The following is a 21,015-nucleotide window of genomic DNA, read 5'->3' as shown; positions in this document are numbered from 1 at the left end:
AATGAAGATCAAAAAGGGCGACCGGGTACGGGTCATCGCCGGCAAGGACAAGGGCGCCGAGGGTCAGGTCATCGAGGCTTACCCGCGGACCGGCAAGGTTCTCGTCGAGGGTGTCAACCGCGTCAAGAAGCACGAGCGGGTCTCGCAGACCCAGCGCGGCTCCAAGACCGGCGGCATCATCACGCAGGAAGCGGCCATCGACGTCTCGAACGTCATGGTGCTCGACGCCGACAACCAGCCGACCCGCGTCGGATACCGCCGTGACGAGGACGGCCGCAAGGTCCGTGTCTCCCGTCGCACGGGTAAGGACCTCTGAACATGAGTGACGTTAAGACTCTGCCGCGCCTCAAGCAGCGTTACCGCGAGGAGATCGCGGGCTCGCTGAAGGAGCAGTTCGGCTACAGCAACCCGATGCAGATCCCGGGTGTCGTGAAGATCGTCGTCAACATGGGTGTCGGGGACGCGGCTCGCGACTCCAAGCTCATCGACGGCGCCGTGCGCGACCTCACCACCATCACCGGCCAGAAGCCGCTGCTTCGCCGGGCGCGCAAGTCCATCGCGCAGTTCAAGCTGCGCGAGGGCATGCCGATCGGTGCGAAGGTCACGCTCCGCGGCGACCGGATGTGGGAGTTCCTGGACCGTCTGCTGTCCATCTCGCTGCCCCGTATCCGCGACTTCCGCGGACTGTCGGACCAGCAGTTCGACGGCAACGGCAACTACACCTTCGGGCTCACCGAGCAGTCGGTGTTCCACGAGATCGACCAGGACAAGATCGACCGGGTTCGCGGCATGGACATCACCGTGGTGACCTCGGCCAAGTCGGATGACGAAGGCCGTGCGCTGCTCAAGCTGCTCGGCTTCCCGTACAAGGAGAAGTGACGATGGCGAAGAAGGCGCTGATCCACAAGGCCGCGCAGAAGCCGAAGTTCGCGGTTCGCGCGTACACCCGCTGCACCAAGTGCGGGCGGCCGAAGGCTGTGTACCGGAAGTTCGGCCTGTGCCGGGTTTGCCTGCGCAGCATGGCGCACCGGGGCGAGCTGCCCGGTGTGTGGAAAGCCTCCTGGTAACAGGAACTCAACTTCAACTTCGCCACAGGCCCTCGCCGGCGTCCTCGGACGCCCTTGGGAACCGGGGCGAGAAGGGCAAGTACCGCAATGACAATGACCGACCCGATCGCAGACATGCTGACGCGTCTGCGCAACGCCAACCAGGCGTACCACGACCAGGTCGTGATGCCTCACTCGAAGATCAAGGCGAACATCGCCGAGGTCCTCAAGGCCGAGGGTTACATCGCCGGCTGGAAGGTCGAGGACCCCGCCGAAGGCAAGGTTGGCAGGACGCTGGTCGTCGACCTGAAGTTCGGCCAGAACCGTGAGCGGAGCCTCGCCGGCATCCGTCGCGTGTCCAAGCCGGGCCTGCGGGTGTACGCCAAGTCGACTGAGCTGCCGCGCGTGCTGGGCGGCCTGGGTGTGGCCATCGTGTCCACGTCCGATGGCCTCCTCACCGACCGGCAGGCTCGCAAGCGTGGGGTGGGCGGGGAAGTCCTCGCCTACGTCTGGTAAAGGAGGCTGCGAGCACATGTCGCGCATCGGACGTAAGTCAATCCCGGTCCCGGCCGGCGTGGACGTCGCCATCGAGGGCACCTTCGTCAAGGTGAAGGGCCCCAAGGGCGAGCTGTCGCACACCCTGGCCGAGCCCATCACGATCAGCAAGGCCGACAGCGGCGAGCTGCTGGTGGAGCGCCCCGACGACGAGCGCCAGTCCCGTGCCCTGCACGGTCTGTCGCGCACCCTGGTGGCCAACATGGTCGTCGGTGTGACCGAGGGGTACAAGAAGAGCCTGGAGATCAACGGCACCGGTTACCGCGTGCAGTTGAAGGGCACGGACCTTGAGTTCGCGCTGGGCTTCTCGCACCCGGTCGTCGTGAAGGCCCCCGAGGGCATCACGTTCTCGGTGGAGCGCCCGACCCTCTTCCACGTCGAGGGAATCGACAAGCAGAAGGTCGGCGAGGTCTCCGCCAACATCCGCAAGATCCGGCCGCCGGAGCCGTACAAGGGCAAGGGCGTCAAGTACGTCGGCGAGCACATCCGCCGCAAGGCGGGGAAGGCAGGTAGGTAAATGTCGGCCACGCTCGCCAAGCGTCGCAACTCCGGGGGCATCAGCGGTATCCGCCGTGTCGCCCGCGACCGACGTCACTTCCGGGTTCGTAAGAACATCTCCGGCACCACCGAGCGTCCGCGCCTGGTGGTCACCCGGTCCATCCGGCACATCGTCGTGCAGCTCATCGACGACACGAAGGGCCACACGGTCGCTTCCGCGTCGACGCTGGACGCCGAGCTCAAGGGCTTCGAGGGCGACAAGACCGCCCAGGCGAAGAAGGTCGGCGCGCTGCTGGCCGACCGCGCCAAGGCCGCCGGGTTCGACAAGGCCGTCTTCGACCGTGGCGGCAACCGCTACCACGGCCGTATCGCGGCTCTCGCCGACGCCGCCCGCGAGGGTGGGCTGAGCTTCTAGACCGCATGGCGCCCCGGGCCGGGTTTCACGGCCCGGGCCGCCGGCGGTTCGGTCGTGCGCGGATGGGGTGACATCGCCCCATCCGCTTCGGCCGGTTCTGGGGCGGGTGCGTCGGGCCGGGTTCGGTGAGGCCCGCGTGGCTTCGGCGGCGCGGTGGGACGTTCGTTCCGGCGAGGCTCCGGCACCGCCTCGGATGGACGAGACAGCGAGACAAGTACATCTACGGCTGTGCTGCGTGGCCGTTGGCGGTGACGTCCGGCGGGGACGGTGCGGGGACTCCGGTTCCGGTACCGGCATCGCGCGGGAGGCGAGCGAGAGCCCGCCGCACAGGTATCCGTTCGCTTCGGCGAGACGGCACCGGCATCGCGTGAGCGGCACCGGGCATCACCCGCACCGCCTTCGGGCGGCGCGGGGCGAGAGGGCGAGCGTGAGCCCGCCGAGACAACCACATCGCCGAGTCCCGCACGACCCGGCATCCGGCAGGCACGTCTCTCAACCACGAGCCCGCCATCGAGACTTCCGTCCCGCTCCGGCGGCGACGGCGCCGCGACTCCGGTCGCGGCACCGGCCCCGTGCGAGCGGAGCCGGGCGAGACCGGCGCACGCACCGCCTCACCGCGGTGCCGCGCCGAGGCGGGCGTGAGCCCGCCGTCATGACAACTCCATACCTCCGGCGTGGCTTCTCGCCCCGCCGGAGCGGTCCGGGACTCTCCGCTCATGCGGGCGGCACCCGTCGTCACGTCTTCGGGCGTGCGTCGGTAGAGTCTTCGCGGCCACGTGGGCGGGCACCGCCTCGACCACATCCGTCCTCCGGGACGGAAGCGAGTCAGCGACCTTCGCTGGCGTTATAGCACTTGAGTAGCAGAGAGGTAAGTGCCTGATGGCAGCTCAGCAGCGCACGGGCGGCGGAACGGCGGGTGGCGGCGAAGGCCGCGGACGCCGTGACCGTCGCGACGGCGGCCGCGGCGGTGCTGCGGAGAAGACTCCGCACATCGAACGCGTCGTCTCGATCAACCGCGTAGCCAAGGTCGTCCAGGGTGGCCGCCGGTTCAGCTTCACCGCGCTCGTCGTGGTGGGCGACGGCAACGGCACCGTCGGCGTCGGCTACGGGAAGGCCAAGGAGGTGCCCGCGGCGATCGCCAAGGGTGTCGAAGAGGCCAAGAAGAACTTCTTCAAGGTGCCGCGGATCGGCGCGACCATCCCGCACCCCATCATCGGTGAGGACGCCGCCGGCGTCGTCATGCTCAAGCCCGCCTCGGCCGGTACCGGCGTCATCGCCGGTGGTTCGGTTCGCGCGGTGCTGGAGTGCGCCGGCATCCACGACATCCTCAGCAAGAGCCTGGGATCGAGCAACTCGATCAACATCGTGCACGCCACGGTGAAGGCGCTGAAGAGCCTGGAATCGCCCGAGGACGTGGCCAAGCGCCGCGGCCTGCCGCTTGAGGACGTCGCCCCGGCCGCCATGCTGCGCGCCATGGCCGGCGTCGAGCAGTAAGCGGGGGTGGCATAGACATGGCTCGACTCAAAGTCACCCAGCGCCGTTCGGTGATCGGGAACAAGCAGAACCAGCGCCACACGCTTCGCAGCCTCGGCTTGAAGCGGATCAACGACGTGGTCGTCAAGGAAGACCGCCCGGAGATCCGGGGCATGATCGCGACCGTGACGCACCTCGTCTCGGTTGAGGAGGTCGACTAACCATGACGGTCAAGATCCACCACCTGCGCCCGGCTCCGGGCTCGAACACCGCCAAGACCCGCGTCGGTCGCGGTGAGGGTTCGAAGGGTAAGACCGCCGGCCGCGGTACCAAGGGTACGAAGGCCCGCAAGAACGTTCCGGCCGCCTTCGAGGGTGGGCAGATGCCCCTCCACATGCGGCTGCCGAAGCTCAAGGGCTTCAAGAACAAGTTCAAGGTCGTCTACCAGGTCGTGAACCTGGACAAGCTGGCCGAGCTGTTCCCCAAGGGCGGGCAGATCGGTCCCGACGAGCTCGTCGCCTCGGGCGCGGTCCGCAAGGGCCAGCCGGTCAAGGTGCTCGGCTCGGGCGAGCTGGACGGCGTGACACTGCAGGTCAGCGCACACGCGTTCTCGACTTCCGCCAAGGACAAGATCGCCGCCGCCGGCGGTTCGGTCACCGTGGTCGGCAAGTAGAGCGACGTGAAGTGAAGACAATCACCGGGGGTTCCCTTTCGTTGACACGAAGGGGAGCCCCCGGTCGTACCTCGGGGCTGTTAAAGTCCTGCGACAGTAAAGCCGGGCTTGTGCACCCCGTCACAAGTTCGTGGATGTTCGGCCGGATTCACCGGTCGCTGCGTCCAATGCCCGTGACCGACGCCACTGCCTGGCCCCCAGGCCCCGCCGCGCAGGAGGAATGAGTTGCTCTCCGCCTTCTTCAGCGCCTTTCGGACCCCCGATCTGCGTAAGAAGATCCTGTTCACGCTCTTCATCCTCGCGCTGTACCGGTTCGGGGCCCAGCTGCCCAGTCCTGGCGTGTCGTATGAGAACGCCCAGTACTGCCTTAACCTCGCCAGCGAGGACAAGTCGACAGACGTCTTCACCCTGTTGAACCTGTTCTCCGGTGGCGCCCTGCTTCAGCTGTCGGTGTTCGCGCTGGGCGTCATGCCCTACATCACCGCGAGCATCATCCTGCAGCTCCTGACGGTGGTGATCCCGCGGCTGGAGTCCCTCAAGAAGGAGGGGCAGCCCGGCCAGGCGAAGATCACCCAGTACACCCGGTACCTGACGCTGGGCCTCGCGGTCCTCCAGGCCTCCGGTTACGTCGCGCTGGCGCGCGGCGGCCAGATGTTCGCCAACTGCCCGCGCGATGTCGTGCCGGTCAACGAGAAGATCCCGGACTGGCTCACGCTGACGGTCCTGGTCATGACGATGACCGCCGGTACCGCGGTCATCATGTGGTTCGGTGAGCTCATCACCGACCGGGGTGTCGGCAACGGCATGTCGATCCTGATCTTCACCAACATCGCCGCGCGCCTCCCCACCGAGGGCATGAACATCAAGGACGCGACCAACTGGTTCGTCTTCGGCGCGATCATCGCCGTCGGCATCGCCATCATCGCGCTCGTGGTGTTCGTGGAACAGTCGCAGCGGCGGATCCCGGTGCAGTACGCCAAGCGCCAGATCGGCCGGCGCATGTACGGCGGCACGTCGACCTACATTCCGCTGAAGGTCAACCAGGCCTCGGTGATCCCGGTCATCTTCGCCTCGTCGCTGCTCTACATCCCGTCGCTGATCACGCAGCTCGACTCCACGCCCGGCGCGTTCGCCACGTGGGTCAACGACAACCTGGTGATGCCCAGCAGCTGGGTGCACATCACGGTCTACTTCCTGCTGATCATCTTCTTCACGTTCTTCTACGTGGCCATCTCGTTCAACCCGACCGAGGTCGCCGACAACATGAAGAAGGTCGGCGGTTTCGTACCCGGTATCCGACCCGGCAAGCCGACCGCGCAGTACCTTGAGTACGTCTTGAACAGGATCACATTGCCAGGGTCCCTTTACCTTGGCATCATTGCGATCCTGCCCAACCTTGCGCTGATCTGGCTCGGCGGCGGCCAGGTCCTGCAGAACTTCCCGTTCGGCGGCACCTCCGTGCTGATCATCGTCGGTGTCGGCCTGGAGTCGGTCAAGCAGATCGAGAGCCAGCTGATGCAGCGCAACTACGAGGGCTTCCTTCGTTAGCGCGCGGGTCGTTTGAACGAGAGAGTGGTTGGATGCGACTGGTACTCGTAGGGCCCCCGGGCGCCGGTAAGGGCACGCAGGCGGAGTTCATCGCCGCTCAGCTGTCCATACCGAAGATCTCGACCGGCGACATTCTGCGCGCCAACGTGGCCGGGAAGACTGAGCTGGGCATCGAGGCCAAGCGCTACATGGACGCCGGTGATCTCGTGCCGGACGAGCTGGTCATCAACATGGTGGCCGCTCGTCTGGCCGAGCCCGACGCCACCGACGGGTTCCTGCTCGACGGGTTCCCGCGGACGGTGCCTCAGGCCAACACGCTGGACAAGATGCTCGCCGACATGGGCACCCAGCTCGATCTGGTGCTCGAACTGGTCGTCGAGGACGACGAGGTCATCCGGCGGCTCTCGGGCCGCCGGACCTGCGGTGGGTGCGGCAAGACCTGGCACCTGGAGTTCGACCCGACGACCGTCGAGGGCATCTGTGATCGTTGCGGCGGCGAGCTGTACCAGCGCGACGACGACAAGGCCGAGACGGTCGCCAACCGGCTGCGCGAGTACGCCGACAAGACCGCGCCCCTGGTGGGCTTCTACAGCGCCCAGGGCAAGCTGGCCGGCATCGACGCGACCGGACCGGTCGAGGACGTGACGGCTCGCGCACTCGACGTCCTGCGTTCCTACGACGGATAAGACGGGGATTTCACGGTGGGGTGGCGCAGGGAGCACATCGAGATCAAGACGCCCGAGCAGATCGGGCTGATGCGCAAGGCGGGACTGGTCGTCGCGGCCGTCCATGACGCCCTGCGCGAGGCCACGAAGCCGGGCGTCACCACGAAGGATCTCGACACCATCGCCGAGACCGTGATCCGCGACCACGGCGCGGTCCCGTCGTTCCTGGGGTACGACCTGGGCGACGGGGCCTACCCGGCCTCGATCTGCTCCTCGGTGAACGAGCAGGTCGTGCACGCGATCCCCTCGCCGAAGCAGGTCCTCACCGAGGGCGACCTCATCTCCGTCGACGTCGGCGCCATCCTGGACGGCTGGCACGGCGACGCGGCCATCACGCTCCCGGTCGGCGAGGTCGACCCGGCGCTGCTGGCGATGGTCGCGGCCGCGGAGGACGCGCTGTGGGCGGGTATCGCCGCCGCACGCGTCGGCGGGCGCCTCACCGACATCTCGCACGCCGTGGAGACGGCCGTGATCGCCGCCGGCGACTACGGCATCGTCGAGGGCTACGGCGGGCACGGCATCGGCACCGAGATGCACCAGGACCCGCACATCCTCAACTACGGTAAGCCCAATCAGGGCGCCAAGCTCAAGACCGGCATGGCCCTGGCCATCGAGCCGATGATCACCATGGGTTCGCCGGACACCGTCGAACTCGACGACGCCTGGACCGTCGTCACCGCGGACGGGTCCTTCGCCGCGCACGTCGAGCACTCGGTCGGTCTGTGCGCCGACGGCGTGTGGGTGCTCACCGCCACCGACGGTGGCGTGGGGCGCCTCGGTGATCTGGTCACCGCCGCCGCGCGGCGGTAGTAGGGGTAACCCCCCAATCTCGGCTCCGGGCTCGCATCTGACGTCATCCCGATGGCATTCTTGACGCACCATGGGACGGACGCACGAGGTGAACACAGTGGACAGTGACGGCGGTCAGAGCCGCATGCGGGCGTCCAACGCCGACCGGGAACAGGTCGTCGAGAGATTGCGGGTCGCGCTGAACGAGGGCCGGCTGAACCTGACGGAGTTCGACGAGCGGACCGCCGCCGCGTACGCCGCGCAGACCTACGCCGAGCTCAAGCCCCTGCTGACCGACCTGCCGCCGCCCGCGCCCGCGGGCCGGTCGCGGCTGGCGACCTCGCCGCTGCTGCCCCTCGACCCGGTGGGCGAGAAGAAGGCCCGCCGCCGCGAGCGCGACCGCCGGTCGGTGCGCAAGGGCTGGACGGGCTGGCTGGGCATGTCCGTGCTGGTCACGGGCCTGTGGTTCATCGGTGTGGCGACCGACGGCTTCGACAACGACGGCGATTTCTGGTTCGTGTGGCCGGTCGGGATCGTCGCCCTCATCATGATCGTCCGGACCATCGCCTACGTCGCCAAGAGCGATGACTGAACCCCTCGGAGCCACGGTGGAGAGCAACGACAATCTGCGGATCTCGGACGCCGATCGGGAGCTGGTCAGCAAACTGCTCAAGGTCGCCATCGACGAGGGCCGGCTGACTCTCGCCGAGTACGACGAGCGGCTGCGGGAGGCCTACGAGGCCAAGACCGTCGGTGAGCTCGCGCCGATCATCTCCGATCTTCCGCGCGTGTCCGACGGCCACGTCGAGATCGTGCGGCCGCGGCTGGTGTCGATCGATCCCGAGGAGCTGCTCAGCGGGACACCGCAGTGGATCAAGTGGCTGTGGGTGTCGTGGATGATCCCGGTGTCGATCACGACGCTGGTGTGGTTCCTGACCCTGCTGACCGGTTCGGGTACCTGGTACCCGTGGCCGCTGTGGGTGGCCGGGCCGCTGGGCGCGGTGTACCTGAGCCTGACGGTGGGGGAGCGGGTGACGCGCGCCGACCGGCTCGCGGCCGACGCGCGCCGCCGTGCGGAGCGCCGGGGACGGGCCTAGGGGTCGAGCCTGGCGCGCAGGAGGCAGAAGACGTTGCCTTCGGGGTCGGCCAGGACGTGCCAGCTCTCCTCGCCGGTCTGGCCGACGTCGGCGGGTACGGCGCCGAGCGTGAGCAGTCGTTCGAGTTCGGCGTCCTGGTCGCGGTCGGTGGCGTTGACGTCGAGGTGCAGGGGGAGTTTTCCGGTGCGTGGGTCGTCGCTGGCGCTGAGGAGCAGGGTGGGCTGAGGTCCGCCGAAGCCGGCGCCGGGCGGTGCGAGGTGGATGCTTCCGTCGTCCTCGCGTTCGATCTCGACGTAGCCGAGGACCTCGCTCCAGAAGGCGGCGAGCCGTTCGGGGTCGGCGCAGTCGAGGATGAGTTCACTGATGCGGCATGCCATGTTCGTCAGTCTAGGTAGATTCCGGCCGGGGTGACCGTCGTCGGTCTCGCCGGGTCAAGGCAGCAGGACGACCTTCCCGATGGTCTCGCGGGCGGCCATCGCGCGGTGCGCCTCGGCGGCCTCGGCGAGCGGGTAGGCGCTGACGGGCGTCCGGACGCGACCTTCGGCGGCCGCGGCGAAGGCGCGGGCGACATGCCGGCGCGTGGCCTCGGGGTTGCCGAAGTCGGCCATCACGGGTGCGGTGAACAGCGAGCGGACGCCGTCGGGCAGTTCGCCGCCGATGTCGCCGTTGTCGGCGGCGGCGCCGAAGGAGACACCGCGGTCGGCCAGTCGCCAGGCCTCGGCCGCGATCTCGCCGCCCACGCCGTCGAGGGCGACGGTCACCGAGCCCACGGCCTCGGCGACGCGGTCCGGCCAGCCGGGTTCGCGGTAGTCGACGGCGGCGTCGGCGCCCGCCTCGCGCACGAGCCGCAGTTTCGCCTCGCCTCCCGCGAGGCCGACGACGGTCGCGCCGGAGGCCTTGGCGAGCTGGACGAGTTGTCCGCCGATGCCGCCGGCGGCCGCCGTCACGAGGACGACGTCGCCCGGTCCGGCTTCGGCGAGGTCCCACACGGCGTGGGCGGTGACGCCGGTGTTGAGCATCGCGACGGCCTCGGCGGTGCCGAGTCCGGCGGGGAGCGGGTGGAGGTCTTCGGGCCGGGCCAGGACGTATTCGGCGTAGCCGCCGTGGTCGAGGCCGAGCGCGACGCGCTGCCCGAGGAGCCCGGCCGGGACGCCTTCGCCGAGGGCGTCGACGACTCCCGCGACCTCCCCGCCGAGCACGGCGGGCAGTTTCGGCGCCGGGTGCGGCCCGACCCGCTTGCCTTCACGCAGCCAGGTCTCCAGCAGCTGGACGCCGGAAGCGGCGATCCGGACGCGCACGCGCCCGGCCTCGGGGGCCGGGTCGGGGGCCTCTTCGAGCCGCAGGTTCTGCGCCGGTCCGTACTCGTGCAGGCGAATGACGCGCATGGTCGCTCCCGTCGTGGGGTGATCGGTAGCGCCCAGTCAACAGCCTGAACTCCGGTTGAGGTCCAGGGTGAGTGACCGGGCACACCCGCACGGCTTCACGGTGTTCGGGCGGGTGTGCCCGGTGTCGCCGGCTCGGTCAGCCGATCGGTGGCGCGAGGTACTCCAGCGTGTAGCCGTGGCCGGAAGGGGTCACGCGGGCGATGCCGGGTGAGTCGAGGTGGGCGCCGGCCACGAAGTGGTGCGGGAGGGTCAGCCGTTCGAGGAGCGCCGCTCGCGCGGCACGGGCCTGGGGCTGGTCGCCGTCGAGCTCCCAGGTCACGTCCGGCCGCTCGAACTGGAGGGTGGGCACGTGCACGGTGTCGCCCCAGATGAGCAGGCGGCCGTCGCCGCTCGCGACCTCGTAGACGGTGTGGCCGGGGGTGTGGCCGGGCGCCGGGATCGCGGTGGCCCAGTCGTTGATGGCGACCTCCTCCGCGACGGGCATGACGCGGTCGCGGACCGGCGCGAGCCGCCCGGTGAACACCGAGACGTCGCCCGCGCCGATCCACACGCGTTCCAGCTTGGGAAAGGCCTCCGCCCCGCCGGGCGCGATGAGGCCGCTGACGTGGTCCTCGTGCCGGTGGGTGATGGCCACGTCGGTGATGTGGGCTCGGTCGACGCCCGCTTCATCGAGCGCGTCGTAGATCAGGCCCATGGTCGGGTCGTGCCAGGCGTCGGACGCGCCGGTGTCGACGAGGAGCGACCGGGTGCCGTCGGTGACGTGGAAGGCGTTGACCGACAGCCGCAGGTTGTCGCCGGCCAGCGGGACGGCGGCGGGGAGCTCGGCGAGCGCGCAGCCGTCCTCGTCGCGAAGCCGTGTCGGCGGCATGTCGATGTACCCGTCGCGCAGCGAGACCACCCGCAGCTCGCCGAGTTCGAAGGCGGCGTGGAGGCGGCCGCTGGAAAGGAAACGCATGGAACCTCCGTCATGTCCATCTTCAATAGGAGACCGAATCTCCTTTAGGAGAAACCGTACACTGTTGGCGGCGAGTGCCCATTGATCGAGGAGCGCGATGGTCGAGCAGGACGAGAACGCGGCCGAACCACAGCACGGCGACGACCTGGCCGGCGCGTTCGGCGGGAACGTGCGGCGACACCGCGAGGAGGCGGGCCTGACCCTGGAGCGGCTGTCCACGCTGTCGTCGGTCAGCCGGGCGATGCTGTCCAAGGTCGAACGCGGTGAGAAGAGCCCGACGATCGGCGTCGCGTCGAAGATCGCCCACGCGCTCGACGTGGCCCTCTCCGACCTGATCGGCGCTCCGGCCGCCGCCGCGTCCGGCGTGGCCGTCGTCATGCGCAAGAACGAGCGGCCCGTCTTCCGCGACCCCGAGACCGGCTTCGAGCGGCACATGGTGTCGGCGGCTCCGGGCGCGGGAGGAGCCGAGATGGTCGTCCACTACCTCCCGGCCCAGGTCTCCATGGGGCTGCTGCCCGCGTATCCGCCGGGCACGGAGAAGCAGCTCGTGGTCCTGAAAGGCACGCTCACCGTCGCGATCGGCGGGATCAGCGAGACCCTGAACAGCGGCGATTCGCTGTTCTTCCAGGCCGACGCCGAACACGGCTTCGCCAACCGGACGAACGCTCCCTGCGAATACCTCATGGTCATCTCACGCCGACCCTGACCGGCCGTGCCGGGCCGTTCGCGCACCAACGGTTTCAGCGCGCCCGAAGCCCTTCCGCTCGGTGTACGCTTCGCGCTCGTGAGCGAGTTCCTCCTTAACAGCGGCCTGACGATCCTCGATCAGCACATCTCCTGGGCCGAGCTCGTCGGCCAGCTGTCGGCGCTGCTGGTCGTGCTGCTCGCCGACCGCCGCACGATCTGGACCTGGCCGGTGCAGATCCTCGCCACGGTGATGCTGTTCATCGTCTACATGTCGGCGACCCTCGGCGGCCTGGCCGCGCGGCAGGTCGCGATCCTGCTGATCTCCGTCTACGGCTGGTGGGCCTGGACCCGGCACAAGCGCACGGTCTTCGGGATGGTCGTGCGGACCGCGACCGCCCGCGAGCGCCTCCTCATCGGCGTGGCGATGGTCGTCGGGACGGGCGCCTTCGGCGGGCTGCTGACCTACCTGAACGCGCAGGGCTTCCACGCCTCGTGGAACCCCTTCCCGGACGCCTGGATCTTCGTCGGGACACTCGTCGCGTTCGGTGCGCAGGCCGTCGGGCTGGTCGAGTTCTGGCTGGTGTGGCTCGCCGTCGACATCGTGGGCGTGCCCCTCCAGATCAAGTCCGGCCTGTACTTCTCGGCACTGGTCTACGTGGTCTTCGCCGCGCTGGTCGTCAAGGGTTTCCTCGACTGGCGCAAGACCGCCCTGCGGTCGGTGCAGGCCGCCGCGGCGGCCGCCGACTAGAGGCTCTCGGCGACGCCCCGGGCCGGGTGCCCGGGGGCGTCGTCATGTCAGGCGGTCACGCCGGGCCGCGTCCTGCGGCCAGCCCTCAGGCGAGTCCTCCCAGGTCTCCTGGCGGCCGTGGACGCCCATGTCGAGCAGCAGCAGCGCCGGCATCATCACCTCGCAGCCGCGATGGTCGGTCTCGTAGGTCAGGAACACCCGTTCGTCCCGCCGCAGGAAGAAGGCGAAGGCGTCGGCGGGGAAACCCCGGCCCTCGATGCCGGCCGAGGAGCACCGGTGAAGGGGATGCCCGCGTCGACCTCGGTCACCGGCAGGCGCCTGCGGGCGGCGGCGATCGCGTCGCCCTCACGGGTGTGCGCCTTCTCGCGCGACAGCAGCGCTTCGCGATCGCGGCTCCGACGACGAACCCCGCCGATCGTCATCGGTCCGGCGGGTACCGTGTCGCACCACCCGGGCCCGAGGCGAGACGGGCGTGGTTCGAAGCCGCCCAGACCGCGCACCACCGCGAACTGCTCGCGCACTGCTGCCGCCTCACCGGCAACGTCGCCGACGACCTCGTCCAGGAGACCTTCCTGCGCACCTGGGAGGCACGGGAGGCCTTCGAGGGACGCGCCTCGGCCCGCACGTGGCTCTACCGGATCGCCACCAACGCCTTCCTCGACACCCGCAAGGCAACGACCCGCACGACGGCCGCGCCGCCGTGGATACCGTCGAGCTCGCTCTCATCGCCGCCCTGACCCACCTGCCCGCCCGGCCTTCGTCCTGCGCGAGGTGCACGGCTGGAGCTCCGGCGAGGTCGCCGCCGCGCTCGGCGTGGAACCCCCGCCGCCAACAGCCTCCTCCAGCGCGCCCGCGCCACCGTCCGCCGCCACGCGCCCGAAGACCCCCGCGACCGGCGCCGCCCCGAACTCACCCCCGCCGACGAGGACGTCCTGCGCCGCTACGCCGCCGAGAGCTCCGCCGCCGACTTCCGGGCGCTGCTCGCCGAGGACGTGCGGATCACCACGCCGCCGGCGCCGCCGGTCGTCGGTGCCGAGGCCGCGGCCGCCTTCCTCGCGCGCCCCTACGACTGGCGCACCTTCCCGGCCGTGGCCAACAGCCGCCCGGCGCTGCTGCGCTACCTGCGCGAACCCGGCGCGTCCCACTACGAGGCGCACGTCGTCGACGTGCTCCGCATCGTCGGCGGACGGATCGCGAAGTCGAACGCCTTCGTCGGCGCGCACCACGTCGAGGCCTTCGGGACGCCGCGGCGGATTGTGGTGTGAGCGGGGGGTGGGGAGCGGTGGTGGGGGGCGGGGGCGGATGGCGGCTGCGGTGGGCGTGGGGTGAGTGCGCGCGGCTCGGCGGGGCGGTGGCGGGGGTTGGCGCTCGCGTGACGTGACCTGGACGGTTTCGGCGAGTTGCCGCACAACCGCACACCTGCGCATAACCGTGCGCGGTCCGGCGGGCGGTGGCGGGGGGCGTGACGTGACCTGGACGGTTTCGGCGAGTTGCCGCACAACCGCACCCCTGCGCATAACAGTGCGCGGTCCGGCCCGGCCCGGCGGGGGCGGATGGCGGCTGCGGTGGGCGTGAGGTGAGTGCGCGCGCGGCTCGCCGGGTGCGGGTGCGGGGGGCGGCGCTCGCCTGACGTGACGTGGACGGTTTCGGCGAGTTGCCGCACAACCGCACACCTGCGCATAACCGTGCCCGGCCCAGCCCGGCGGGCGGGCGGGGGGCGGGCGTCGGCTGGTGACCTGCTTCCGGGTGGCTGCGGTGGGCGTGAGGTGAGTGCGCGCGCGGCTCGCCGGGCGCGGCGTGGGGGGCGGCGCTCGCGTGACGTGACCTGGACGGTTTCGGCGAGTCGCCGCACAACCGTGCGGCTCGCCGGGTGCGGTGGCGGGACGAGCGTCGGTTCGTGACCTGTCCTCAGGTGGCTGCGGTGGGCGTGAGGTGAGTGCGCGCGCGGCCCGCCGGGTGCGGTGGCGGGGCCAGCGTCGGTTCGTGACCTGCTTCCGGGTGGCTGTGACGAGCGTGAGGTAACCGCGCACGCAGCCGCCGAATGTGGCGCCGGGACGAACGTCGGCGCTCGCGTGACGTGACCTGGACGGCTTCGGCGGGTCGCCGCACAACCGGGCATACCCGCGCACAACCGCGCGGCCCTCCGGGTGCGGTGGTGAGGCCAGCGTCGGCTCGTGAGGTGCCTCGGGCGGCTTGGCCGGGCGTGAGGTGACCGCGCGCAGCCCAGTGGTCGCGGCGGGGCGAGCGTCGGTTCGTGACCTGCCCCGGATGGCTCCGGCGAGTTGCCCCCGCACCCGCGCGCGGTCCGGCGGGCGCGGTGGTGGGCGCGGTGGTGGGGCCAGCGTCGGCTCGTGAGGTGCCTCGGGCGGCTTGGCCGGGCGTGAGGTGACCGCGCTCCCGACCGGCCGGGGCGCGTTGCCGGGACGAGCGTCGGCTCGCGACCTGCTCCCGGGCGAGTTCGGTGGGCGTGAGGCAACCGCGCGGCGGACACGGCGCCAGGCGGGGAAGGTCGGTGCGTGAGGTGACACGCGACCCGCCGGATCGCGGCGCCGGAGCGGCTCTCGGCGCGTGACGCGCCCCGCGCGGCCCGGCATGCGCATCGCCGCCACGAACGCCGCCACGAACGCCGCCGCCCCGGCAGCGTGAGCGGGCGCGCGGCCGAGGCCGCGCGCCCGCCTCCACACCTTCCGGTCTAGCAGCGTCCGGCGGGCAGGGCACGTGTGACGACGTTGGTGATGCCCGTCGTCCCGTCGAGCCACACGACGCGCAGGAGCCCGTCGACGGCGAACTGGCCCTGGTCGCCGCGGTTGCACGACACGCGCCACGGCTCCCCGCCCACGGCCGGGAGCTGGAACAGCTTCGCCAGCCCGGCGTTCCCGGCCGCCGAGGCGTCGCGGGAGCTGTAGGTCAGGAACAGGTCGTTGCCGTCCAGGACGGGCTGGAAGGGCGCGTCGGCGTCGTCCTCGGCGATCAGCGCCCGCACGCCCGTGCCGTCGTACTTCGCCTGCATGATGGCGGCGTTGCCGTCGACGTCGACGTCCTGGACCCAGCTCGGGCCCTTCGAGCCGAGCACGACGTCCTTGTTGTAGACGAACTCCGGGCGGTTCTCGAAGTAGGTCTTCGCGCCCGTCGCGAGCTCGTACACGACCGGCCGGTATGTCCAGCCGCCCGAGGAGTCGATCTCGACGTAACCGAGGCGCCCGCCGCGCAGATCCAGCCAGGACCCCTGGATCCCGGCCGCGGGCGTGACCGCGACCGGCGCGGCCGTTCCGGCCTTGACGTAGACGTTCGTCTCGAAGGCGGGGATCTCGCTGGCCGTCCACGCGATCGTCTCGCCGTCGACGGTCGGCGAGGCGTAACTCGTGCCGTCGAAGGCCTCGGCGACCGTGCGGACCGGTCCGCCCTTCAGCGAGCGCGCCAGCACCGCCGCCCACGGCTCGCCTTCGGGCGTGTAGCCCTCCGCTGTCCACACCACGGTCTTGCCGTCCGTGGAGGGGCTGGAGTGGTAGCGGCCGTCATCGGGGCTGACCGCCTTGGCCTTCCCGTGCCCGTCGGTGCGGCCGGCCCAGATCGTCGGGTAGGCCTCGCCGTGGGTGTCGGAACTGGTCACGACGTAGGCGCCGCCGTCGGCGTCGAAGGTGACCGACCGGTCGGTGACGGCCTCGAACAGCACGCGGCTGTCGACGCCCAGGTCCTTCTCCCAGCCGGGGTAGATCCCGTGCGCGGCGAAGGCGTCGGCGATGACCTTGCGGTCGGCGCGTGACAGGCCGAGCTTGCGCGCGGCGGCCTCGACGGCCGCGCGGCCGTCGCTGAAGGTGTCGGTCGGCGTCATGTACTCGGTGAGCGCCTTGTAGACGACCTTGTCGGTCAGCGCGGTGTCGAGCTTCTGCCGGACGTCCCAGAGGGCGCCGGAGAAGATCGTGGAGTTGAGGTGGACGCCGCCGGAGTCGCTGCGGATGTTCACCCCGAGGAAGCTGTCGATGGTGGTGCGGCCGTCGTTGAGGTCGCGCAGGGCGCAGTCGGCCGGGGTGGTCGTGCGGCACAGGTCCTCGCCGAGCAGCCCCGAGCCGGGGTCGGCCATGTCGGTGCCGGTCACGTCGACGTCGACGGCGTTGCCGAAGTAGTCGGCGAGCGCCTCGTTCATGGCGCCGGACTGTCCGATGTAGACGAGGTCGGCGCTGTTGGTGATGACGCCGTGGGTCATCTCGTGGCCGACCACGTCGAGGTCGGCCGACAGCGGCCGGATCTCACCCGTGGACCAGCCGTAGACCATCTTCGTGCCGTCCCAGAAGGCGTTGACGAAGGGCCGGCCGAAGTAGGTGGTGCCGACGACCGAGATCATCGAGCCGCCCTCGCCGTCGAGGCCTTCGCGGCCGAAGCGCGACTTGTAGTACTCGTAGACCTGTCCGGCGCCCCAGTGCGCGTCGACGGCGCCGGAGTCGGTGGCGCGGCCGCCGAAGGACGCGGTCGGGCCCGCCACGACGGGCGTGTCGGGCGGGAACTGGCCGGAGTACTCCCAGTAGTTGCGGCCTTCGGCGTCGTAGGTGACGATCTCGCCGTTGACGCCGTCCCACATCGGGCGGGAGCGGTCGCGCATCTCGAAGGTGCCGGTGTCGGTGGTGTGGACCTTCAGCGGGAGGGTGCGGCCGTCGTGGGCGACACCGTCGCCGTCGGCGGGTCCGGCGAACTGGACGGTGTCGTAGGACATCCGCACGCCGCCGGTCAGCGCGTCGACGAACACGTCGCGCATCATCGGCGTCCGCTTCTCGTGGTCGAGGCCGGAGAGGCTCACGCGCCAGGTGAGCACGCCCGACCCCAGCGGGAGGACGGTGAGCTCGGCACCGGTGACGGTCGCCCCGGAGCGGGTGCGGGGGTCGGTGAGGCTCGCCAGGGCCTTGTGCCCGGCGGTCTCGGCGGGGACGCGGGCCGTCGTGCCGACGGTCAGCGCGAAGGTCTTCCCGGTCACCGGGTCCTGCCCGGGGTCGGCGGCGCCGTCGGTGAGGTGGACGAGGGCGTGGGCGCCGAAGACGGGGACGCCGTGGTGGAGCTGCTGGAGCCGGACGGTGGTGTCGGCGCCGTCGGAGGTCGCCGACAGGGGCGTGAAGTCGGTTGCCGCCGCGCGGGCGGTGCCGCCGGTGTGGGCGAGCGCGGCGTCGAGGGCCTGGACGTCGAGCGGGGTGAGGTCGGGGTCGGCGTGCGCGGGGGGCGCGCCGAGGGCCGTCGCGGCCAGTGCGGCGACGGCTAAGAGCGCGCCGCGCCGGAGGGTGGGTCGGACCATTGTTGCCTCCCTTGAGCCGTGGGCGGTGAAGCCAACAGCTTTAAACAACATTGCCCGTATTGCTATCGGGCTGGACGGGGGTGCGTCAAGGGCGGCTATTCACAAAGTTCACAGATGCGCGGAGTGGCTACCGTGTGCCGATGGGACTGATGACGGCGGCACGCGGGCACCCGGTGTTGGTCTGGGTGGGGGCCGTTTTCGCCGCGTTCCTGCTCATGGTCGGTACCTACCTGCTGGTGCACCGGCCGGAGGGCCGGATCGCGCTGGACCTCATCGAGGCGATCGAGGACCGCGACCTCGACGAGATCGCCTCCCTCACCGACAGCCTCAACGGCGCCCCCGGCCCGGCCGAAGCGGTCCTGCCCGACTTCCCGTGGACCGACGCCCGGATCGTCGAGACCTCGCCGAACGACTCCAGCTACGACTACGACGTCGTCGTCGAGGTCGCCTCGACCGACCTGACGCGCAGCGGAGGCGCCCGGCTGAACTTCGCCGTCGGGACGGTGAAGGGCCGTGAGGTGATCCTCGACCCGATGGTCAGGGGCGCGATCACCGCGAAAATCGGGGGTGGCCTCACCGCCGTGACGATCGACGGCCGTGATGTCGGGTCCGGCGCGATGGTGCACGTCTGGCTGCTCCCGGGGATCTACACGGTCACCGCGACCGGTGACGGTGGAGTCGCCCTCGCCGGGCGGCTGACGGTGACGCTGGAGGAGGAGCCGGCCCTCGCCCTGACGGCGGTGGCGTGAGCTCCCCGGGGTGCGATCTGTCGCAACCCGCCGAGCGTGCACGGGACACACGGCGGGCCGAAACCGCCGTACCGTGACGGCATGGGTTTAGCCGTGGAGCGGCATCGCGACCTGTGGCTGAAACTGCTGGCGGGCGCGGTCCTCCTCGTGCTCTGCGGCGGGGGGTTCTTCGCCTGCTCGGGGTGGAAACCGAGTGGGAGCTTCGCCCTCGAATTCCTGGCCGCCGTCGAAGGCGGGGACCCGGCCGCGATCGCGGACATGATCCATCCCTGGTGTGAGGAACCCGCCGGAACGCCGCCCAGCCGCCCTTGGCGCGACGCCGAGATCCTGGATGTCGAGATGACCGACGCGCCCGACGACTACGACGTCCACCTCAAGGTCACCGCCGACGGCGTCGAGCCCACCACCATCACGATCCCGGTGGTGGGGCACGACCACTTCCCGTTCGTCGACTGCCCGGTCGAGCGCGCGATCGTCACCGTCGCCGGAGAACCGCGCGACGTCGACTTCGCGGGAACGGCCTTCCCGGAGGCGGACGCGACCGGCTTCGGCGTGTGGGTCCTGCCCGGCGTGTACGAGCTGCGCTCCACGGGCCCTTCGGGCGGGACCGAAACCGACCTGCTGCTCGTCCGCGGCGACCGGGGCGGTCTTGAACTGGAGTTGGGGGACGGTTAGCCGACGCTCCGCCGCCGTCGAACTCGCCACCGAGTTCCCGTCCGGGGTATACCTGGTGACAGGGGTACGGCCCGCGACGCCGGAACGTGATCGCGGTCTCCTGAACGTCCCGCCGCAACGCGCGGACGAGCCGGGTGACGTGCTCCGGGGGCGGTGACTCTCACCACCCCCGGCCCCCCTTCGCGACCCGAAGTGGCACGCCACGCGCAAGGGGAGTAGAGTTCATCGACGGCGCACCGCGCCCATTCTGCTGTGCCTAGGAGCGCTTCCCAAGGCCATGCGGAGCGGCTGGGGTGCAAGGCGCGCCGAACGTTTCAGGACCGAGTATTCGCAATCAGAGAGTCACGGTAGCGGAGGACATGCCGAAAAAAGACGGCGCCATCGAGATCGAGGGTCGTGTCATCGAGCCTCTGCCCAACGCCATGTTCCGGGTTGAGCTGACCAACGGCCACAAGGTACTGGCGCACATCAGCGGCAAGATGCGACAGCACTACATCCGGATCCTTCCCGAGGACCGGGTCGTCGTGGAGCTATCTCCATACGACCTTTCCCGCGGGCGGATCGTCTACCGCTACCGCTGACCGACGAGAACACAGTAGGGCAGCCGTGAAGGTCAAGCCGAGCGTCAAGAAGATCTGCAACAAGTGTCGCGTGATCCGCCGCCACGGCCGGGTCATGGTGATCTGCGAGGACCCGCGCCACAAGCAGCGTCAGGGTTAGTAGCCAGACCACAAGGCACCGCAGCGTTTCCCCGCCGTTCACGCGTTTTCGCGTGGACGACCCCTGGTATCGGAGGCCAGGGCCTCGTCTCGTCACCAAGGTGACATGGGCTGACGAGGGCAGGGGTGGCGACCACCTCCGTACATCTGAGGAGTACCAGCCCTTAATGGCACGTCTAGTAGGTGTCGACCTTCCGCGCGAGAAGCGCCTGGAGATCGGCCTCACGTACATCTTCGGCCTCGGCCGTACCCGCGCGATCGCCACGTGCGTCGGCACGGGCATCGACCAGAACAAGCGGGTCAAAGACCTCACGGACGCGGAGATCGTGCAGCTCCGCGACTGGATCGAGCAGAACTACCAGGTGGAAGGCGACCTTCGCCGCGAGGTTGCCGCAGACATCCGCCGCAAGGTCGAGATCGGTTGCTACCAGGGCATCCGGCACCGCCGCGGTCTGCCGGTGCGTGGACAGCGCACCCGCACGAACGCTCGTACCCGCAAGGGTCCGAAGCGCACCGTGGCCGGCAAGAAGAAGCCCGGCAAGAAGTAACCGGTCCGTACAGGCTTACACCAAGGAGCGCAAAGACATATGCCGCCTAAGGCACGCGCCGGAGCCACCAAGAAGCTCCGTCGTAAAGAAAAGAAGAACGTCGCCCACGGGCACGCTCACATCAAGAGCACGTTCAACAACACGATCGTCTCCATCACCGACCCCACCGGGGCCGTCATCTCCTGGTCCTCGTCGGGCCAGGTCGGCTTCAAGGGCTCCCGCAAGTCGACTCCGTTCGCCGCGCAGATGGCCGCCGAGGCCGCTGCCCGTCGCGCGATGGAGCACGGCATGCGCAAGGTCGACGTCTTCGTGAAGGGTCCCGGCTCCGGCCGTGAGACCGCGATCCGTTCGCTGCAGGCGGCGGGTCTCGAAGTCGGTCAGATTCAGGATGTGACCCCGCAGCCGCACAACGGCTGCCGTCCGCCCAAGCGGCGCCGGGTCTAAGGGGAGAT

30 protein-coding genes are annotated in these 21,015 nt (G+C 70.0%); 24 read left to right on the top strand and 6 right to left on the bottom strand.

The window, feature by feature from the left end:
- The first annotated feature begins 1 nt into the window (after position 1).
- From rplX to HNR73_RS25695, 14 genes are all read left to right on the top strand, one after another.
- Positions 2–316: a 50S ribosomal protein L24 gene (rplX, locus tag HNR73_RS25760; protein WP_184790202.1), complete on the top strand. Its 315-nt coding sequence runs from the start codon at positions 2–4 to the stop codon at positions 314–316.
- A gap of 2 nt (positions 317–318) precedes the next feature.
- A complete protein-coding gene (gene rplE / locus HNR73_RS25755; RefSeq protein WP_184790201.1) occupies positions 319–879 on the top strand; it encodes a 50S ribosomal protein L5 in 561 nt (186 codons plus the stop codon).
- A gap of 2 nt (positions 880–881) precedes the next feature.
- On the top strand, positions 882–1,067 hold the full coding sequence (locus tag HNR73_RS25750) for a type Z 30S ribosomal protein S14 (protein WP_184790200.1): 186 nt from the start codon (positions 882–884) through the stop codon (positions 1,065–1,067).
- A gap of 87 nt (positions 1,068–1,154) precedes the next feature.
- Positions 1,155–1,562, top strand: coding sequence for a 30S ribosomal protein S8 (rpsH, locus tag HNR73_RS25745; RefSeq protein WP_184790199.1), 408 nt, complete (start codon positions 1,155–1,157; stop codon positions 1,560–1,562).
- Positions 1,563–1,578: 16 nt separating this feature from the next.
- A complete protein-coding gene (rplF, locus tag HNR73_RS25740; protein ID WP_184790198.1) occupies positions 1,579–2,118 on the top strand; it encodes a 50S ribosomal protein L6 in 540 nt (179 codons plus the stop codon).
- A complete protein-coding gene (rplR, locus tag HNR73_RS25735) occupies positions 2,119–2,514 on the top strand; it encodes a 50S ribosomal protein L18 (RefSeq protein ID WP_184790197.1) in 396 nt (131 codons plus the stop codon). It begins immediately after the preceding gene.
- Between the two features lie 879 nt (positions 2,515–3,393).
- A complete protein-coding gene (rpsE, locus tag HNR73_RS25730) occupies positions 3,394–4,008 on the top strand; it encodes a 30S ribosomal protein S5 (RefSeq protein ID WP_184790196.1) in 615 nt (204 codons plus the stop codon).
- Positions 4,009–4,025: 17 nt separating this feature from the next.
- A complete protein-coding gene (gene rpmD / locus HNR73_RS25725; protein WP_184790195.1) occupies positions 4,026–4,208 on the top strand; it encodes a 50S ribosomal protein L30 in 183 nt (60 codons plus the stop codon).
- 2 nt (positions 4,209–4,210) lie between these two features.
- Positions 4,211–4,660 (top strand): 50S ribosomal protein L15, encoded by a 450-nt coding sequence (gene rplO / locus HNR73_RS25720; protein WP_184790194.1) that lies wholly within the window; start codon positions 4,211–4,213, stop codon positions 4,658–4,660.
- Between the two features lie 225 nt (positions 4,661–4,885).
- A complete protein-coding gene (gene secY / locus HNR73_RS25715; RefSeq protein WP_184790193.1) occupies positions 4,886–6,208 on the top strand; it encodes a preprotein translocase subunit SecY in 1,323 nt (440 codons plus the stop codon).
- A gap of 32 nt (positions 6,209–6,240) precedes the next feature.
- Complete coding sequence (locus HNR73_RS25710) at positions 6,241–6,894, top strand: adenylate kinase (RefSeq protein ID WP_184790192.1); 654 nt, start codon at positions 6,241–6,243, stop codon at positions 6,892–6,894.
- A gap of 15 nt (positions 6,895–6,909) precedes the next feature.
- A complete protein-coding gene (gene map / locus HNR73_RS25705) occupies positions 6,910–7,743 on the top strand; it encodes a type I methionyl aminopeptidase (protein WP_275414587.1) in 834 nt (277 codons plus the stop codon).
- Between the two features lie 97 nt (positions 7,744–7,840).
- Positions 7,841–8,314 carry a DUF1707 SHOCT-like domain-containing protein gene (locus HNR73_RS25700; RefSeq protein WP_239122315.1) on the top strand — a complete coding sequence of 158 codons (474 nt, stop codon included), beginning with the start codon at positions 7,841–7,843 and terminating at the stop codon, positions 8,312–8,314.
- Positions 8,307–8,819 carry a DUF1707 SHOCT-like domain-containing protein gene (locus tag HNR73_RS25695; RefSeq protein ID WP_184790190.1) on the top strand — a complete coding sequence of 171 codons (513 nt, stop codon included), beginning with the start codon at positions 8,307–8,309 and terminating at the stop codon, positions 8,817–8,819. Before HNR73_RS25700 ends, HNR73_RS25695 begins: the two co-directional genes overlap by 8 nt.
- On the opposite strand, the gene HNR73_RS25690 is transcribed toward HNR73_RS25695, so the two are convergent.
- From HNR73_RS25690 to HNR73_RS25680, 3 genes are all read right to left on the bottom strand, one after another.
- The gene (locus tag HNR73_RS25690; protein ID WP_184790189.1) at positions 8,816–9,196 is read right to left on the bottom strand and encodes a VOC family protein; all 381 of its coding nucleotides are present in this window, start codon (positions 9,194–9,196) and stop codon (positions 8,816–8,818) included. The two genes, HNR73_RS25695 and HNR73_RS25690, sit on opposite strands and share 4 nt — an antisense overlap.
- A 54-nt stretch (positions 9,197–9,250) precedes the next feature.
- On the bottom strand, positions 9,251–10,204 hold the full coding sequence (locus tag HNR73_RS25685) for a zinc-binding dehydrogenase (RefSeq protein WP_184790188.1): 954 nt from the start codon (positions 10,202–10,204) through the stop codon (positions 9,251–9,253).
- Positions 10,205–10,340: 136 nt separating this feature from the next.
- The gene (locus HNR73_RS25680; protein ID WP_184790187.1) at positions 10,341–11,159 is read right to left on the bottom strand and encodes an MBL fold metallo-hydrolase; all 819 of its coding nucleotides are present in this window, start codon (positions 11,157–11,159) and stop codon (positions 10,341–10,343) included.
- Positions 11,160–11,256: 97 nt separating this feature from the next.
- On the opposite strand from HNR73_RS25680, the gene HNR73_RS25675 reads away from it, so the two are divergent.
- Positions 11,257–11,865 (top strand): helix-turn-helix domain-containing protein, encoded by a 609-nt coding sequence (locus HNR73_RS25675; protein WP_184790186.1) that lies wholly within the window; start codon positions 11,257–11,259, stop codon positions 11,863–11,865.
- A gap of 78 nt (positions 11,866–11,943) precedes the next feature.
- Positions 11,944–12,594: a nicotinamide mononucleotide transporter family protein gene (locus tag HNR73_RS25670; RefSeq protein ID WP_184790185.1), complete on the top strand. Its 651-nt coding sequence runs from the start codon at positions 11,944–11,946 to the stop codon at positions 12,592–12,594.
- A gap of 42 nt (positions 12,595–12,636) precedes the next feature.
- Here HNR73_RS25670 and HNR73_RS39190 read toward each other — a convergent pair whose 3' ends face one another.
- Both HNR73_RS39190 and HNR73_RS41240 read right to left on the bottom strand, forming a co-directional pair.
- Entirely contained in the window at positions 12,637–12,792 is a 156-nt protein-coding gene (locus tag HNR73_RS39190) for a DUF899 family protein (RefSeq protein ID WP_203686783.1), read from the bottom strand.
- Entirely contained in the window at positions 12,783–13,016 is a 234-nt protein-coding gene (locus tag HNR73_RS41240) for a DUF899 family protein (protein WP_203686785.1), read from the bottom strand. The genes HNR73_RS39190 and HNR73_RS41240 overlap by 10 nt, the downstream gene beginning before the upstream one ends.
- On the opposite strand from HNR73_RS41240, the gene HNR73_RS40885 reads away from it, so the two are divergent.
- A complete protein-coding gene (locus HNR73_RS40885) occupies positions 12,948–13,331 on the top strand; it encodes a sigma factor (protein WP_184790184.1) in 384 nt (127 codons plus the stop codon). The two genes, HNR73_RS41240 and HNR73_RS40885, sit on opposite strands and share 69 nt — an antisense overlap.
- 42 nt (positions 13,332–13,373) lie before the next feature.
- Positions 13,374–13,859: a nuclear transport factor 2 family protein gene (locus HNR73_RS39175; protein WP_221331154.1), complete on the top strand. Its 486-nt coding sequence runs from the start codon at positions 13,374–13,376 to the stop codon at positions 13,857–13,859.
- A gap of 1,427 nt (positions 13,860–15,286) precedes the next feature.
- Here HNR73_RS39175 and HNR73_RS25650 read toward each other — a convergent pair.
- Entirely contained in the window at positions 15,287–17,872 is a 2,586-nt protein-coding gene (locus tag HNR73_RS25650) for a M4 family metallopeptidase (RefSeq protein ID WP_184790182.1), read from the bottom strand.
- 140 nt (positions 17,873–18,012) lie between these two features.
- Here HNR73_RS25650 and HNR73_RS25645 point away from each other — a divergent pair, with 140 nt between their 5' ends.
- The 6 genes from HNR73_RS25645 to rpsK all read left to right on the top strand — a co-directional run bounded on the left by HNR73_RS25645 (position 18,013) and on the right by rpsK (position 21,007).
- The gene (locus HNR73_RS25645) at positions 18,013–18,621 is read left to right on the top strand and encodes a hypothetical protein (RefSeq protein WP_184790181.1); all 609 of its coding nucleotides are present in this window, start codon (positions 18,013–18,015) and stop codon (positions 18,619–18,621) included.
- An 81-nt stretch (positions 18,622–18,702) separates the two neighbouring features.
- Complete coding sequence (locus HNR73_RS25640; protein WP_184790180.1) at positions 18,703–19,296, top strand: hypothetical protein; 594 nt, start codon at positions 18,703–18,705, stop codon at positions 19,294–19,296.
- Positions 19,297–19,655: 359 nt separating this feature from the next.
- Complete coding sequence (gene infA / locus HNR73_RS25635) at positions 19,656–19,877, top strand: translation initiation factor IF-1 (protein WP_013016493.1); 222 nt, start codon at positions 19,656–19,658, stop codon at positions 19,875–19,877.
- 25 nt (positions 19,878–19,902) lie between these two features.
- The gene (rpmJ, locus tag HNR73_RS25630) at positions 19,903–20,016 is read left to right on the top strand and encodes a 50S ribosomal protein L36 (protein ID WP_012854604.1); all 114 of its coding nucleotides are present in this window, start codon (positions 19,903–19,905) and stop codon (positions 20,014–20,016) included.
- 166 nt (positions 20,017–20,182) lie between these two features.
- Positions 20,183–20,563 (top strand): 30S ribosomal protein S13, encoded by a 381-nt coding sequence (gene rpsM, locus HNR73_RS25625; RefSeq protein ID WP_184790179.1) that lies wholly within the window; start codon positions 20,183–20,185, stop codon positions 20,561–20,563.
- Positions 20,564–20,602: 39 nt separating this feature from the next.
- On the top strand, positions 20,603–21,007 hold the full coding sequence (rpsK, locus tag HNR73_RS25620; RefSeq protein WP_184790178.1) for a 30S ribosomal protein S11: 405 nt from the start codon (positions 20,603–20,605) through the stop codon (positions 21,005–21,007).
- Positions 21,008–21,015 lie beyond the last annotated feature (8 nt).

The organism is Phytomonospora endophytica (assembly GCF_014202425.1).
Lineage (GTDB): Bacteria > Actinomycetota > Actinomycetes > Mycobacteriales > Micromonosporaceae > Phytomonospora > Phytomonospora endophytica.
Note: the sequence above shows the minus strand (reverse complement) of the source record. Positions and strands in the feature narration are given on the sequence as shown.